At 73.0% G+C, this 14,248-nt stretch carries 14 protein-coding genes; 3 read left to right on the top strand and 11 right to left on the bottom strand.

Going from position 1 to position 14,248, the window contains the following annotated elements:
- Positions 1–110: 110 nt before the first annotated feature.
- The 5 genes from A4A78_RS04100 to A4A78_RS04080 form a co-directional block, all read right to left on the bottom strand.
- Positions 111–938, bottom strand: coding sequence for an amino acid ABC transporter permease (locus A4A78_RS04100; RefSeq protein WP_062947119.1), 828 nt, complete (start codon positions 936–938; stop codon positions 111–113).
- Positions 939–984: 46 nt separating this feature from the next.
- Positions 985–1,683 (bottom strand): amino acid ABC transporter permease, encoded by a 699-nt coding sequence (locus A4A78_RS04095; protein WP_062947118.1) that lies wholly within the window; start codon positions 1,681–1,683, stop codon positions 985–987.
- Positions 1,684–1,891: 208 nt separating this feature from the next.
- A complete protein-coding gene (locus tag A4A78_RS04090; RefSeq protein WP_062947117.1) occupies positions 1,892–2,869 on the bottom strand; it encodes a glutamate ABC transporter substrate-binding protein in 978 nt (325 codons plus the stop codon).
- A gap of 89 nt (positions 2,870–2,958) precedes the next feature.
- Positions 2,959–3,774, bottom strand: a complete 816-nt coding sequence (locus A4A78_RS04085; protein ID WP_062947116.1) for an amino acid ABC transporter ATP-binding protein — start codon at positions 3,772–3,774, stop codon at positions 2,959–2,961.
- A 297-nt stretch (positions 3,775–4,071) separates the two neighbouring features.
- Positions 4,072–4,872, bottom strand: a complete 801-nt coding sequence (locus tag A4A78_RS04080; protein WP_062947115.1) for a hydroxymethylpyrimidine/phosphomethylpyrimidine kinase — start codon at positions 4,870–4,872, stop codon at positions 4,072–4,074.
- 271 nt (positions 4,873–5,143) lie between these two features.
- Here A4A78_RS04080 and A4A78_RS04075 point away from each other — a divergent pair, with 271 nt between their 5' ends.
- Both A4A78_RS04075 and A4A78_RS04070 read left to right on the top strand, forming a co-directional pair.
- The gene (locus A4A78_RS04075; protein ID WP_231880826.1) at positions 5,144–5,725 is read left to right on the top strand and encodes a GtrA family protein; all 582 of its coding nucleotides are present in this window, start codon (positions 5,144–5,146) and stop codon (positions 5,723–5,725) included.
- 68 nt (positions 5,726–5,793) lie between these two features.
- Positions 5,794–7,098: an aminotransferase class I/II-fold pyridoxal phosphate-dependent enzyme gene (locus tag A4A78_RS04070; protein ID WP_062947113.1), complete on the top strand. Its 1,305-nt coding sequence runs from the start codon at positions 5,794–5,796 to the stop codon at positions 7,096–7,098.
- A 198-nt stretch (positions 7,099–7,296) separates the two neighbouring features.
- On the opposite strand, the gene A4A78_RS04065 is transcribed toward A4A78_RS04070, so the two are convergent.
- From A4A78_RS04065 to A4A78_RS17735, 6 genes are all read right to left on the bottom strand, one after another.
- A complete protein-coding gene (locus A4A78_RS04065; protein WP_062947112.1) occupies positions 7,297–7,650 on the bottom strand; it encodes a hypothetical protein in 354 nt (117 codons plus the stop codon).
- Positions 7,647–8,300 (bottom strand): hypothetical protein, encoded by a 654-nt coding sequence (locus A4A78_RS17740; RefSeq protein WP_062947111.1) that lies wholly within the window; start codon positions 8,298–8,300, stop codon positions 7,647–7,649. The genes A4A78_RS04065 and A4A78_RS17740 overlap by 4 nt, the downstream gene beginning before the upstream one ends.
- A gap of 261 nt (positions 8,301–8,561) precedes the next feature.
- Positions 8,562–10,763, bottom strand: coding sequence for a 3-hydroxyacyl-CoA dehydrogenase NAD-binding domain-containing protein (locus A4A78_RS04055; RefSeq protein WP_062947110.1), 2,202 nt, complete (start codon positions 10,761–10,763; stop codon positions 8,562–8,564).
- A 120-nt stretch (positions 10,764–10,883) separates the two neighbouring features.
- Entirely contained in the window at positions 10,884–11,558 is a 675-nt protein-coding gene (locus A4A78_RS04050) for a hypothetical protein (protein WP_062947109.1), read from the bottom strand.
- Between the two features lie 228 nt (positions 11,559–11,786).
- Entirely contained in the window at positions 11,787–12,788 is a 1,002-nt protein-coding gene (locus A4A78_RS04045) for a hypothetical protein (RefSeq protein ID WP_062947108.1), read from the bottom strand.
- 72 nt (positions 12,789–12,860) lie between these two features.
- Complete coding sequence (locus A4A78_RS17735; protein WP_156488549.1) at positions 12,861–13,010, bottom strand: hypothetical protein; 150 nt, start codon at positions 13,008–13,010, stop codon at positions 12,861–12,863.
- A 256-nt stretch (positions 13,011–13,266) separates the two neighbouring features.
- On the opposite strand from A4A78_RS17735, the gene A4A78_RS04040 reads away from it, so the two are divergent.
- Positions 13,267–14,232 carry an aldo/keto reductase gene (locus tag A4A78_RS04040; protein WP_062947107.1) on the top strand — a complete coding sequence of 322 codons (966 nt, stop codon included), beginning with the start codon at positions 13,267–13,269 and terminating at the stop codon, positions 14,230–14,232.
- The last annotated feature ends 16 nt before the right edge of the window (positions 14,233–14,248 follow it).

The raw sequence follows: 14,248 nt of genomic DNA, 5'->3' as shown, positions 1-14,248 counted from the left end.
GGCGGCCGAGGGGACAGCGCTCGCGCCGGTCGGCCGTCGGGACGGATCGCTGGACGGGACGGGGCGGCCGACGGGACGAGCCGGTGCTGCTGGAGCCCGCCCCGCCGCGCTCAGCCCGCGGCGGCGCGGGCCTTCATCCGCGCGTCCAGCGCGAGCGCGATCCGGGTGAGCAGGAAGTTGATGACGATGTAGATCACCGAGACCACCAGGTACGTCTGCACCAGGTAGCGGGTGATCGACACGAGCGTCTTGCCCTGGAACTGCAGCTCGTTGTAGCTGACCACGTAGCCGAGGGTCGAGTCCTTCAGCAGCGTGACCAGGGCGAGGATGAGGCTCGGCAGCACCAGGCGCACCGCCTGCGGCAGGATCACCGAGGCCATCGCATCGCGCCGCGAGAGCCCGATCGCGGCGGCCGCCTCGTGCTGGCCGCGGTCCACGGCGTTGATCCCGGCGCGGAACACCTCGGCCGTGGTGGCGGAGGAGACCAGGATCATCGGGATCACCAGCATCCAGAACCGCGGGAAGGTCACGCCGAAGGCGGGCAGGGCCAGCAGGAACGCGTAGACCACCAGCAGCATCGGGATGCCGCGGTAGAACTCGATCCACACCGCCGCGAGCGTGCTCAGCACCCGGAAGCGGGAGAGGCGCGCCAGCGCCAGCAGCAGGCCGAGCGGGAACGCGACCACGGCGGCGAGCGCAGTGACCTTGAGCGTGCCCCACAGGCCCTGGCCGAGGAAGGCGAGGTAGTCCACCCGCAGGTAGACGATCCACTTGCCCGGGTCGAGCTGGCCGTTGGACTGGAACTGCCACAGCGCCCCCGCGAGCAGCGCGAGGATCGCGACCACGCTGAGGACCGACAGCAGCAGGATGCGCCGACGGCCCTTCGGACCGGGCGCGTCGAAGAGGACCTGGGTGGCGGAGGACGACGTCGTGCTCATGGGCGCATCTCCTCCCGCTCGTTCCTCGCAGTTCGTCGACGCGCGGTCATGCCTGGGCTCCTGCCGTCACGTCGAGCGCCTTGCTCGCGCGCGAGCGGTCGCGACCGCCCGGGGAGACGGCCCGCTCGATCGCCCCGCCGATCGCCGCACCGCCGAGGGAGAGGATGAGATAGACGGCGCCGGCGATGAGGAACATCAGCACCGCCTGGGCGTAGCGGATGTTCAGCGTCTGCGTCACCCAGGTGACCTCCTGCACCGCGATCGCCGAGCACAGCGCGGAGCCGATCACGGTGCCGATGAACACGTTCACCAGCGGCTGCACCATCGAGCGGAACGCCTGCGGCAGCACCACGTAGCGCAGCGTGCCGAAGAACCCCAGCCCGATCGAGCGGGCCGCCTCCGCATGGCCGACGGGCACGGTGTTGATGCCCGAGCGCACGTTCTCGCACACGAACGCGGCCGAGGACAGGGTCAGCCCCAGCACGCCGCACCAGAAGTAGGGCAGGCGCAGCCCGACGTCCGGCAGGCCGAAGGAGATGAGGATCAGCAGGCTCAGCAGCGGGATGTTGCGGAAGATCTCGACGTACACGGTCGCCGCCCAGCGCAACGGCGGGATCGGGCTGACCCGCGCCACCGCCATCACGGTGCCGACGACGAGCGCGAACACGTAGCCGAGCACCGTCAGGGCGACGGTCGTCCCGATGCCCTGCAGCAGCAGCGGGATGTTCTCGCGGATGGCGTCCATCAGGGGCCTCTCGGTGCGATCGGGGACTGGGGAACAGGGACGGCCGACGGGCCGGCTCCTGGCCGTGCGGTCGGCGTCCGGCCGACGGGCCGGCTCCGGCCGGTGGGCTGACGTCTGGACGCCTGTTCGACTCCGGGCCGACGGGCCGACGGGCCGACGCCCGGCCTGCGGGCCGGCGGCCTGCCCGTCGGCCGGGCGGCTCAGCCCGTCAGGAGGGCAGCTCGCCGGGGACGGGCGGCTCGGGGGCCTCGGTGTCCATGACCTCGCCGATCGTGGCGGTCCACAGCTGCTCCCAGGCACCGGAGTCGATGATCTCCTGCAGGAAGGTGTTCACGAAGTCGACCGCGCCCTCGGCGTCCTTGGACAGGCCCACTCCGTAGGGGTCGTCCACGAAGGGCTCGCCGACGACGGTCACCTCGGGGTCCGCGGCGGAGTTGCCGAGCAGCACACCCTGGTCGAGCACGTAGGCGTCGGCCCGACCCTGCTTGAGCGCGGCGACGCAGGACTCGTTGTCCGGGAGGGTCTGCACGTCGCCGGGATCGGTCACGAACTCCTCGATCGCCTGGATGCCGGTGGAGTTCGCCTGGGTGACGAGGTTCTTGCCGGTGAGGTCCCCGGGGCCGGAGATCGACTCCGCATCCTCAGTGCGCACCTGGATGGCGGTGCCGGAGAGGTAGTACGGGCCGGCGAAGTCGATGACCTCGAGACGCTCGGGGGTGATCGAGTAGGTCGCGATCACGCAGTCCACGGTCCCGTTCTGCACCAGCGTCTCGCGGGTCTCGACGGTGGTGTCGATGTACTCGACCTTCTCCTCGCCGCCCTCACCGAGGATGTACTTCGCCAGCAACTGGGTGATGCCCGCGTCGAAGCCGGTGGGCTGCCCACCGGTGGTCGAGGCGAGGGAGAACACCTGGTTGGCGACGGTGCCGCCGCGGATCAACTGGTCCTTCTCCTTGATCGCGGCGGCCCAGGCGCTGCCGGCGATCGCGTCATCGGCAGCGACGGGACCGGAGGCGATCACGTCGGCGAAGGCCGAGCCCTCGCCGCCGCCGTCGGAGCCGCCGCCGCCGCCGAGGTCGGGGCCGTCACCGGTGTCGGAGCCGCAGGCGGCCAGTCCCACCAGGGGAAGGGCGGCCGCCGCGGCGACGACGGCCCGGCGGCGGGGACGGAAGCTCGTGGGGTTCATGGGTCTCTCCGGTTTCTGCGTGCGCTCCGGGCGGAGCGGGGGTCGGGGTGTGCGAGGGTCGGTGGCGCGAGCGTCGGGCTGCGCCGGGGTCAGTGCGCGAGGATCTTGGACAGGAACGCCTTGGCGCGGTCGCTGCGCGGGGCGGTGAAGAACTGCTCGGGCTCGCCCTCCTCGACGATCTCGCCGGCGTCCATGTAGACCACGCGGTCGCAGACGTGGCGGGCGAAGCCCATCTCGTGGGTGACCACGAGCATCGTCATCCCGGCCTTCGCGAGCTCGGCCATCACGTCCAGGACCTCGTTGATCACCTCAGGGTCCAGGGCCGACGTCGGCTCGTCGAAGAGCAGCGCCTTCGGCTTCATCGCCAGCGCCCGGGCGATCGCCACACGCTGCTGCTGACCGCCGGACAGCGCCGTGGGCAGGGAGTTCGCCTTGTCGGCGAGGCCCACGCGCTCCAGCAGCTCCATCGCCTGCTGATCCGCCTCGGCCTTCGGCACGCCGCGCACCTTGCGCGGGCCGAGGGTCACGTTGTCGATCGCCTTGAGATGCGGGAAGAGGTTGAAGCTCTGGAACACCATGCCGACGTCGGCGCGCAGGCGGGTGAGCTCCCGGCCCTCCTCGGGCAGCCGCTCCCCGTCGATGGTGATCTCCCCGGCGGTGATCGTCTCCAGCCGGTTCAGGCAGCGGCACAGGGTCGACTTCCCGGAGCCGGAGGCGCCGATCAGGGCCACGACCTCACCGCGGTGGATGTCGAGGTCGATGCCCTTCAGCGCCTGGAAGTCGCCGAAGAACTTGTCGACGCCGCGCACGGAGATCAGGGGCTCACCGGTGCGGGGAGCCCCCTCGGGGCGGGTCGGGTCCTGCCCAGCGACGTCGGCGTCGGGCGGCGTGGTGCGCTCGTTCATGCTCCGAGAATGCTTCCCCCGGCGACATCTGTCCACATGAGGGGAGCACTGATCGGATGTCGGGATGCATTCGTGACCGTGGCCGGGTGCCGGTCAGCCGCGCACCCCGCCCTGCCCCGCCCTGCCCCGCCGGCACCCACCCGCGACACATCGAGTGGCAGGTTTCGACCGGTATTCCGCGATGGAAGCGGTCGAAACCTGCCACTCGATTGCCGACGGGCCGGGAGGCGGGGCCGACAGGCGTCGCCGGCCCCACGCGGCCGAGCCGGCCGACCTCGGCCGGCCCGGGCCTCCCCGTCAGCCCTGGTACTTGCCCTGGTAGACGGAGTCGAAGGGGGTGTGGCCCTTCTGGCGGTTCTCGATGGAGCTGGTGACCACGGCCTTCGCGGTGCGGGCTGCCTCGAGCGGGGTGGCGCCCTTGGCGAGCTCGGCGGTGACGGCGGCGGCGAGGGTGCAGCCGGCGCCGTTGACGCGCTCCTGGCCGACCTTCGGGCTGCGCAGCTCGACAGTCTGCTCGCCGTCGTGGAACACGTCCACCGCGTCCTCGCCCTCGAGCGCGACCCCGCCCTTGGCCAGCACGATCACGTCGAAGGCGTCGTGGATGCGCTTCGCGGCCTCGGCCAGCTCCTCGACCGTCTCGATGCTCTCCATGCCGGAGAGCGCCAGGGTCTCGAAGTGGTTGGGGGTGACGAAGGTGGCCAGCGGCAGGATCTGCGCCTTGAGCGCGTCGTCGGTGTCCTGGGCGAAGCCGCCCTCGTTGCCCTTGCAGATCAGCACCGGGTCGAGCACGACGTTCGTGAAGGACCGCTCGGCGAGCGCGCCGGCGACGGTCTCGATCGTGGCGGGGGTGCCGAGCATGCCGATCTTCGTGGTGTCGATATCGTGCACCGCGGTGCTCGCCTCGATCTGGTCGAGGATCAGCTGCGGCTCCAGCGGCACGAAGCGGTGGCTCCAGTCGTCCTTCGGGTCGAAGGAGACGATGCAGGTCAGCGCCGCAGCGCCGAAGGTGCCCAGCTGGTGGAATGTCTTGATGTCCGCCTGGGCACCGGCACCTCCGGAGGCCTCGGAGCCGGCGATGGTCAGGGCGACGTGAGTCATGGGGGCCTTTCTCGTGGTGTGTGCGTCGGCGTCGCCGGGGCGGTCCGCGGCGCGGGGGCCGACGGGCTCCGCCTCGTGACGGGTGCCGTCCGGGGACGGGCGCCGTCGGGCGACGTGACCGCGCGCTCCCAGGGCCGGCGCACCCCTCGGGGGCGCCGCCCGTCGCAGCGGTCGGTGCCGCGCGCTCCCAGGGCCGGGCGCCGCATGCGGCGCCGCCGACCCGTCGCTGCGGCAGGTCCACGATGGTACCGGGTCCGGTACAGTGCCGGGCGTGCTGTCGCCGGACGAGACGACGGGGCGCAGCGCTCCGTCCACCACGCTCCGCGGCCCCTCCCTGTCCGAGGACGGGGCGGCCGAGCACTCCCCCGCGACGTCGGCCGGAACCCGCCGCACCCTCCGTGGCCGCGCCGGCGCGCTGGTCGACGATCACCTCCGCTCGACCCTGAAGTTCCTGGTCGTCGGCGGTCTGGTGTTCCTGCTGGACGCCGCGATGTACAACCTGCTGGTGTTCTGGCAACCCACGCAGGGCTGGGGCGCGGGCATCATGCACGGCAGCCCGCTCACGGCCAAGGTGCTCACGATCGCGGTCGCCTCGTGCCTGACCTATCTGGGCAACCGGCTGTGGACCTTCGGGGACCGGCCCCGCCCGGACACGACCCGCTCGATCATGCTGTTCATCCTGGTCAACGTGATCGCGACGGGACTGCAGCTCGCCTGCCTGGCCTTCTCGCGGTACGTGCTGGGACTGGACTCCCCGCTCGCGGACAACATCTCCGGCACCTTCATCGGCCAGATCGTCTCGACCTCCTTCCGCTACGTCACCTACGGGCGGCTGGTCTTCCCCCGCCGCTGAGCATCGGGCCGCTCGTCACCCCGGCGATCGCTGCCGCACCGCTCCGCAGCTCTGAGAGACTCGGGCCCATGAACTCCTCCGGTCCCTGGACCCGTGCCGCCGCCGCTGCCGGCCTGCTCGTGGGCGGGCAGGCCCGTCCCACCGTGTTCGCGCAGATGTCGGCGAAGGCCGCCGCCCACGACGCGCTGAACCTCGGGCAGGGCTATCCCGACGACGACCCGCCCGCGCTCGTCGCCGAGGCTGCGATCGACGCGATCCGGCGCGGCCGCAACCAGTACCCGCCGGGCGCGGGCGAGGCCGACCTGCGCGAGGCCGTGGCCGAGCATCAGGCAAGCTGGTACGGACTGCGCTGGGACCCCACCACGGAGGTACTGGTCACCACCGGGGCGACGGAGGCGCTGGCCGCGACGATCCTGGCGTTGGTCGAGCCGGGCGACGAGGTGATCACCCTCGAGCCCTTCTACGACCAGTACGCGGCGCTGATCGCGCTGGCGGGCGGCGTGCACCGCACCGTCCCGATCACCTCCCGCCCCGCCGCTTCCACGGGATCCGACGCCTCCTCTGGCGCCTCCTCCGGCTCCGGCACGGGTTCCGACGCAGGCACCTCCCTTGGGTCCGACGACGGGGACCTGGTGCTGGACGTGGACCGGGACGCGCTGCGCGCGGCGTTCTCCGAGCGCACCCGCCTGGTGCTGGTGAACACCCCGCACAACCCCACCGGTCTGATGCTGTGGGTGGAGGCTCTGCAGGCGATCGTCGAGGAGGCGGAGCGGCACGATGCGCTGATCGTCACCGACGAGGTCTACGAGCACCTCACCTTCGGCCCCGCCCATCTGCCGCCGGCGACGCTGCCCGGGGCGCAGGACCGCACGATCTCGATCTCCTCGGCGGGCAAGACCTTCGCCGTGACCGGGTGGAAGATCGGCTGGATCACGGCGCGGCCCGAGCTGATCACGGCGATCACCGGAGTCAAGCAGTGGCTGACCTACGCCTCGGGCGCCCCCTTCCAGCCCGCGGTCGCCGCCGGGCTGCGGATGGATCCGACGGTCTTCCACGACCTCGCCGCCGACCTGCGCGCACGACGTGACCTGCTCACCGACGGGCTGCGCCGGATCGGCTTCCGGGTGAGCGTGCCGGAGGCCGGATACTTCACCGTCGCCGACGCGGGCCCGCTCGGCGAGCGCGACGCCCGCGCCCTGGCCGAGCGCCTCCCTGAGGAGGCCGGGGTGGTCGCGATCCCGCTGTCGGCCTTCTACCGCGACGGCGAGGCGGGCGACGCCTCGTCCCATCTGCGGCTCGCCTTCTGCAAGTCGCGCACGACGATCGAGCAGGCGCTGGAGCGACTCGAGAGCTGGGCGGCGCCCCGCCGCTGAGCGGGTCCCGTCGCTGGACTGCCGACGGACGCTGCAGCCGACTCCCTCGGACGACCGGAGGGCCGGTCCCCGCCCCACCGGCATCAGCGCCCGCGGCTCGCCCCGCAGCGCAGTGTGCGCGGCCCCTCACGGACGACGGCCCGCCGGCCTCCGGTGCGCTCCGGAAGCCGGCGGGCCGTCATGGTGGCGGGCTCGGCCTCAGGCGGCCTTGACCCAGACGTCCTCAGCGCTGAAGTTCAGCAGCGGGGAGACGGCGAAGTGGCCGTTCTTCGCCTGGTCGGCCGGGATCAGGATGCCGATCTCCCACTCCCCGGTGCCGCCGTCGTGGAGGGTGCCCACGTCGATCCAGCTCTTCGGCGTCACGGAGCCGGCGTCGCTGTAGGAGTTCCCTCCCTCGGTCACGTAGTCGACCATGAGGGAGAAGCCGGGCTCCGACGTGCCGTCTCCGTGGTAGGTCATCGACACCGGCACGAGGATGTAGGTCTCGCCCTCCCCGGGCTCCTCGTTGAACTCGTTGGCACCCATGACCTCGTCGGTCGCGTCCCAGTTCACGTCACCGATGGTGACGTGAGGGTCCCGCCCTCGCCGTCCTCGACGGTGAACTTCTCGCCGATCGCGTAGGGGGCGTCCTTGGTGCCCTTGCCGTCGGCGGCGGCCTCGGTCGCCTCCTCCGAGGTGGCCTCCTCGGTCGTCGCCTCCTCCGAGGTCGCCTCCTCGGTCGTGGCGTCCTCCTCGGTCGGCTCCTCGCCGTCCTCGGTGGTGGCCTGCTCCGAGGTGGTCCGGTCGTCCGTGGGCTCCCCGCCGTCGCGGGTGAAGAGGAAAATGCCGCCGCCGACGAGAAGCACGATCAGGGCCAGCACCGCACAGCCCGCGCAGATGAGCAGCGGGGTCTTCGAGGACTTCTTCGGCGGCTCGGCGTGCTGGGCGTAAGGCTGCTGGGCGTCGGCCCCGAAGGCGGGCGCGGCGGACGGCGCCTGGCCCCAGCCCTGCGAGTCCTGGCCGTAGCCGGTGTTCGGTGAGGGCTGCCCGTAGGCTCCGCTCGGCGAGCCCTGGCTGTATCCCTGCTGCCCGTACCCCTCGCCGTAGCCCTGCTGCTGGCCATAGGGCTGCGGTCCCTGCCCGTGGCCGCCGTTCGCGGGCTGCTGCCCGTACTGGTCGTCGGAAGGGGGCTGACCCCACGGGTTCTGCGGTGGCTGCGACATGGTCCGTTCCGGCGCCGGCTGCGGCGCCGACCCCTCTCTGCTGGCGGGACGAGCTCTGCACGAACCTGCGCGGGTCCGTCCGCGTCATCGTAGAGCGCGTCCAGGCTCCGCTCAGCATCCGTCATGTCGCAGTCGGGTCACGATGCCGGGCGGAGCCGTCGTGCGCTCCCGTCGACGGTCACGCCGCGTCGTCCTCACCTGCCGTACCCCGCGACGGGACGGGGCGACCGCGCACGTCGGCCGCCCCCGTCGGGACCGGGCTCAGCGCCCCGCGGTGAACCGCTCCCCGTGGAAGGCGCTGCCGGTGGTGCGCTCGGACGCTCCCGAGGCGTCGAGATAGGGGGTGATCCCGCCGCGGTGGCGGGGGAAGCCCGCTCCGAGGATCAGCGCGAGGTCCACCTGCTCGGGCTGCTCGACCACGCCCTGCTCGATCATCAGCTGGATCTCCTCGGCCAGGCCCGCCCGCACCTTCTCCAGCAGCGCCTCGCCGACCAGCGGCTCGATGCCGGCGGGGCGCTCGCCCTCACCGAAGACCTGCGCGACCGTCGGCGAGACCGGCGGGTGCACGGAGGTGCGGCTGCGCTCGGTGAAGTGGACGCCGCCCTGCGCCATGACGCCGAGCCCGGGCGAGGCGTGGAAGCGGTCGCCGAGCTCCTCGAGCAGCACCTGGCCCACGTGGTCGGCGACGCCGAGCCCCACCAGGTCCAGCAGCTCGAAGGGGCGCATCGGCATGCCGAGCGCGTCGAGGGAGGCGTCGACCTCCACCGGGTCCGCGCCGGCGTCGAGGGAGGCGAGCACGCCGCCGAGCACGCGGAAGAGCAGGCGGTTGACGATGAAGCCGGGCGCGTCGGCGCTGCGCACCGCGAACTTCCGCAGGCGGCGCACCACCTCGAGACCGGTGGCGAGGGTCTGCTCGTCGGTCTTCTCGGTGTGGATCACCTCGACCAGGGGCATCTTCGCGACGGGGTTGAAGAAGTGCAGGCCGACGACCCGCTCCGGGCGGGCGAGGTCCTCGGCCATCCTCGACACGGAGAGCGAGGAGGTGTTGGTGACCAGCAGCGCGTCCTCGGCGAGGACGCCCTCGAGCTCGGCGAAGACGGACTTCTTGATCGTCAGCACCTCCGGCACCGCCTCGATCACGAGGTCGCAGCCGGCGAGCTCCTGCAGGTCGGTGGTGGCGGAGAGGTTCTCGGCGATCGCGTTCGCGGTCTTCTCGTCGAGATGTCCGCGGGCGGCGGTCTGAGCGATCACGTCGCGGGCGGCGGCCAGGCCCTTCTCGGCGATGGCCTCGTCGAGGTCGCGCATGACGACGGGGACCTGCAGGCCGAGCGCGAGCTGCGCCGCGATCTGGGAGGCCATCAGCCCGGCGCCCGCGACGCCGACGCGCGTGATCTCCCGCGCGCCCTCGACCGGGGTGCGGCCGGGCTTGCCGCGGCGCAGCAGCTCGGCGGAGTAGAGGGACGCGGCGGCGGCATCACTGCGGACGAGCTCGGCGAGCGCGTCGCCCTCGCGGGCCAGGGCGTCCTCGAGGGTGGAGCCGGGCAGCTGCTGCAGCAGGATCAGGGCGCGGCCGACGGCGGGGGCGCCCTGCGCCTCGAGCCGCTGAGCCCAGGCGCGGCGGGTCTCCGCGGGGCTGTGCGGGGCGTCGAGCGCGTCCAGCAGCTCCTCGGCCTCGGGCGAGTCGACGGCGGGCAGGGCAGGGGCGCGGCCGCCCCAGGCGCCGGCCGCTTCGGCCGGGGCGGTCTCGCCGACGACGGCGGGGTCGACCACGTCGGTGTCGGTCTCGTCGACGTCGACGTGGGCGGCGACCAGGGCGGCGAACTGCTCGAGGGCCTCGTCGAGGTCGGCGGCGATCTCGTCGACGAGCCCGGCCTCCTGGGCCTTCTCGGCGGTGAGCTGGCGGTCGCGGGCGGGGTCCTCGAGGATCATCCGCACAGCGGTCTCCGCGCCGACGACGGACTGCAGCAGCGTCGTACCGCCCCAGCCGGGGAGGATGCCGAGGCTGGTCTCGGGCAGGCCGATGCCGCGCACGCCGGGGGCGGCGGTGCGCACGTCGGCCATGAGCGCGACCTCGAGGCCGCCGCCGAGGGCGACGCCGTTGAGGTGGGCGAGGATCGGGACGGGGCTGGTGCGCACGCGGACCTGCAGGTCGTGGGCGGCGCGGGTCATCGCGCGGACGTTCTCGGCGGCGGTGGGGTCGGCGAACATCGACAGGTCGGCGCCGGCGAGGAAGGTGCGGCCGGTGCCGGTCAGGGCGATCGCGCGGATCTCCCCGGCCTCGGCACGGTCGAGCGCGGCGGCGATCGCGCCGGTGACGGCGTCGATGGAACGGGGGCCGAGGGTCGCGGGGCGGCGCTCCTCGCCCTCCGGCGGGGCGAAGGTCAGAACGGCCACGGTGCCGAGTCCGGGATGCTCGCGATCCTCCGTGACGACTCGGGTGACGTGCTCGGTGTAGCTGCTCATCAGGGGCCTTTCGCGTTCTCGTCGTCGAGTGCCGCACAGTTGTCTGATACTGCGGGTTTCAGGTAGATCATGCCCCAGGTCGGGGCCGGGTGTCCACCGGGGCCGCTCCGTCCGACCGCCTCAGCTCGCGCGGAGCCAGATGCCCTCCTGGACATCGCCAGCGCGCGGGGTGAGCACGAAGTGCCCGTCACCCTGGATCTCCTCGGGGACCACGAAGGCCTGCTGGGAGAGGATCTCGTCCGTCGGCACGGCGGTCTCCTTCTGCGTGATCTCGTCGTAGAGCGGGGTGACCTGGGCGCCGTTCTTGTACTCGGTGCCGTCGGCGGCCACATAGGTGACGTCGATCCAGTGGCCGCCGTAGGTGGCGAAGGGCTTCTCCCCGCGATGGACCCCCTCGAAGGTGACCATGATGTTCTTCATCCCCTCGGCCGGCTCGTCGTTGAGGGAGTTCGTCTCCCGGATCTCCTCGGTCGCGTCCCAGTCCACGGCGGTGATCCGCACGTCGACGCGGCCGCTGTCCTCGGTCGGCTCGAAGGGGACGACGGCGTCGTGCGCCACCGCCTCGTCGGGGCCGACGGGGGCCTCGGCGAGGACCTCGCCGCCCTCGGGGACGGTCTGCTCCGTCGCGACCTCCTCCTCGCTCGGGGCGGTCGGACCCATCAGCGCTCGGATCCCGAAGAAGCCGCCGACGCCGAGCAGCAGCCCCGCGATCACCGAGACGGCGGCGACCGCGACGTAGAAGGAGGTGCTGGGGCGGTGTTCGGGCAGCGGCTGGGTGGGTGGCGTGGGCTGCATGTCGACTCCTCCTGCGGCGCGCCGCTCCGCGGTCGTCGCCGCCCCTCCCCCGGTGCGGTGCGCTGCCCCTGCGCGGGGCACCCTCACGCTAGCGCACGCGGCCCGCGCCCTCCGGCCTGCGGCTTCCGGCCCGCCCATCCGTCCCACGCCCCTCCGGTCTGCGAGTCCTCGGCTCACGGCCGACGCGCCGGCTCCCGGGCGCCCGGCGACCACCCGCCGACGGCGCGCTCAGGTGGTCGCGAAGTAGAGGACCTCTCCGCTGAACGTCTCGACCCCGAGCCGGAAGCTCTCCATCTCCGCCTCGGGCACCAGGAAGGCGCTGTGGAAGCGGGCACTGGCCCCGTCGGCGAGCGGGGTGATGCGCTTCATCGGGTCGGGGACGAGGCCTTCGCCGACGTCCGGGAAGTAGGTGCGCGAGGACTCACCGGTCAGCCACAGCTCCTCGGCGGGCGCGAGATGCCCGGTCCCGTCGTAGCGCACCTCGTACTCGACCAGGATCAGGCGATAGCCCTCCTGGATGGCGCCCTCGCCGCTCGCGCCGGGCAGGGTCGCGTCGAGGTCGACCGCCAGCGGGGTGACGCTGAGCGTCCCGCCGGTCCAGACGCTCCAGGCGACGGTGTGCTCGCCGACGGTCGCGGGCCGGTCGTAGCCGCCGGTGCCGTCGGTGACCTCGCGCCCCTGCGCGTCCAGGACGGTGCCGGGCTCGCGCGGCTGCTCGGTCTGCGCGGGCGGGGCGGAGCGGGTGGCGGGCGCGGAGGGCGGCGCGGCCGACGGGTCCGCCGCGCTGCCGCCGAGCAGGTTCTGCCCGGCGCCCAGCACGAGGGCGACGATCGCGACGGCGGCCGCGCCCTGCACGACGACCATGGCGAGGATGGCCCAGGCGGGCAGGCGGCCGTCGCGGCGCTCCTCGTCGGGCGTCTGCTCCGGGGCGTCGTAGGTGAAGGACGGCGCGCCGTAGGGACCCTCGGCGGGGGTGTCGGAGAGGCCGCCGGGGATGCCGGGGAGCTCCTCGGAGGCCGCGCCGGTCGCATCGGGCCCGGCCCCCGTCCCGGACCAGGCGGAGACGTCGGCCGTGAGGTCGCGCGACGGGACGGCGCGTGCGCCCCGACGGGGAAGCGCAGGCAGCGCGGCGGGGTCGGCGGGGGTGCGCGCGGACGGGTCGGAGGCGCCCGGCGCGTCGGCGCCGTCCTCCCAGTCGTAGTCGGAGGGCGTCCCCCGTCCCGTGCTCATGCCTCGAGCCTAGAGGACGGGCACGACGGAGCGGCGGGGTCGCAGACCCTTGCCGACGACGGCGCGGCGGGCTCAGCCGAGCCAGGCGGTGACCAGCGCGTACGCTCCGATCGAGAGGAGCAGGATGATCCCGAGCAGCACCAGCGCGACGGCCCTCGGGGCGGGGCGACGGGAGGCGCGGCGGTCTGGGTCCGGGCTGCTAGGGTCCTGGGCGTTCGGCACGTGCCGTGCTCCTTCCGGGGCTGGTCGAGGCCCGGCGGGGCGGGCACGGCCACGGTAGTCGACCTCCCCGGGACAGGGCTGAGCGACGAGAACCGCGTCGAGCTCATCTCGCGCCTCGTCCGTCGGACGGGCTCTGTCGCCTGCCAGGAAGACGCGCTAGCGTGATGGACGCACCGGCCGGCCACCGCCGCGCCCGCAGCCCGAGAGCCGATGGGCGCGGACCGACCCGGCCCCACCCCGCCACGAGGAGTGCTCCATGAACTCTGCTCCGACCGCATCCCTGACCCGTCTGCCCCGCACCGACCTGGAGGTGCTCCCGCTGAACCTCGGCGGGAACACCTTCGGCTGGACCTCGGACCGCGAGACGTCCTTCGCCGTGCTGGACGCCTTCGTCGCCGCCGGCGGCAGCTTCATCGACACCGCCGACGTCTACGCCGCCTGGGCCGAGGGCAGCGAGGGCGGCGACTCCGAGACGGTGCTCGGCGAATGGTTCGAGGCGCGCGGGAACCGCGAGGAGATCGTGCTGGCCACCAAGGTCGGCGCGAAGCCGTCGCGCACGGGCCTGTCGGCCGAGAACGTCGAGGCGGCGCTGGACGAGTCGCTCGAGCGGCTGCGCACCGACCGCATCGACCTCTACTACGCCCACTACGACGACGAGGAGGTCTCGATCGAGGAGCAGGTGCGGATCGCCGACGGCCTGGTCCGCTCCGGCAGGGTGCGCCACCTGGGCCTGTCGAACTTCTCGCCGGAGCGCATGCGGGAGTGGTTCGAGGTCGCGACCCGCGAGGGCCTCACCGTGCCGGTCGCGATCCAGCCGCACTACAACCTGCTGGCCCGCGCCGGGTACGAGAAGGACTACGCCCCGATCGCGCGCGAGTTCGACGCGGCCGTCATGCCCTACTTCTCCCTCGCCTCCGGCCTGCTGACCGGCAAGTACCGCACGAAGGAGGACCTCGAGGGCCGCGCCCGCAAGGGCATGGTCCAGGACCAGCTCACCGAGGACGCCCTGGCCGTCGTGGACGTGCTCACCGAGGTCGCCGCGACGCATGACGCGGAGCCGGCATCCGTCGCGATCGCCTGGCTGCTGGCCAAGGGCACGACCGCCCCGATCGCCTCGGCGAGCACGCCCGAGCAGCTGCCCGCCCTCCTCGCAGGCACGAGTCTCGAGCTCTCCGCGCAGGAAGTCGCCGCACTGGACGAGGCCTCGGCGCCCTTCGCCTGAGCAGCGCCGGCGGCCC

This window comes from Brachybacterium sp. sponge, assembly GCF_001613775.1.
In the GTDB taxonomy this organism is placed as follows: domain Bacteria; phylum Actinomycetota; class Actinomycetes; order Actinomycetales; family Dermabacteraceae; genus Brachybacterium; species Brachybacterium conglomeratum.
Note: the sequence above shows the minus strand (reverse complement) of the source record. Positions and strands in the feature narration are given on the sequence as shown.

Bases quoted from the DNA above. Each gene is read 5' to 3' on its own strand.
- A4A78_RS04090 (WP_062947117.1), bottom strand. From the start codon at position 2,869: ATGAACCCCACGAGCTTCCGTCCCCGCCGCCGGGCCGTCGTCGCCGCG.
- A4A78_RS04095 (WP_062947118.1), bottom strand. From the start codon at position 1,683: ATGGACGCCATCCGCGAGAACATCCCGCTGCTGCTGCAGGGCATCGGG.
- A4A78_RS17740 (WP_062947111.1), bottom strand. From the start codon at position 8,300: ATGTCGCAGCCACCGCAGAACCCGTGGGGTCAGCCCCCTTCCGACGAC.
- A4A78_RS04085 (WP_062947116.1), bottom strand. From the start codon at position 3,774: ATGAACGAGCGCACCACGCCGCCCGACGCCGACGTCGCTGGGCAGGAC.
- A4A78_RS04080 (WP_062947115.1), bottom strand. From the start codon at position 4,872: ATGACTCACGTCGCCCTGACCATCGCCGGCTCCGAGGCCTCCGGAGGT.
- A4A78_RS04040 (WP_062947107.1), top strand. From the start codon at position 13,267: ATGAACTCTGCTCCGACCGCATCCCTGACCCGTCTGCCCCGCACCGAC.
- A4A78_RS04070 (WP_062947113.1), top strand. From the start codon at position 5,794: ATGAACTCCTCCGGTCCCTGGACCCGTGCCGCCGCCGCTGCCGGCCTG.
- A4A78_RS04050 (WP_062947109.1), bottom strand. From the start codon at position 11,558: ATGCAGCCCACGCCACCCACCCAGCCGCTGCCCGAACACCGCCCCAGC.
- A4A78_RS04100 (WP_062947119.1), bottom strand. From the start codon at position 938: ATGAGCACGACGTCGTCCTCCGCCACCCAGGTCCTCTTCGACGCGCCC.
- A4A78_RS04045 (WP_062947108.1), bottom strand. From the start codon at position 12,788: ATGAGCACGGGACGGGGGACGCCCTCCGACTACGACTGGGAGGACGGC.
- A4A78_RS04055 (WP_062947110.1), bottom strand. From the start codon at position 10,763: ATGAGCAGCTACACCGAGCACGTCACCCGAGTCGTCACGGAGGATCGC.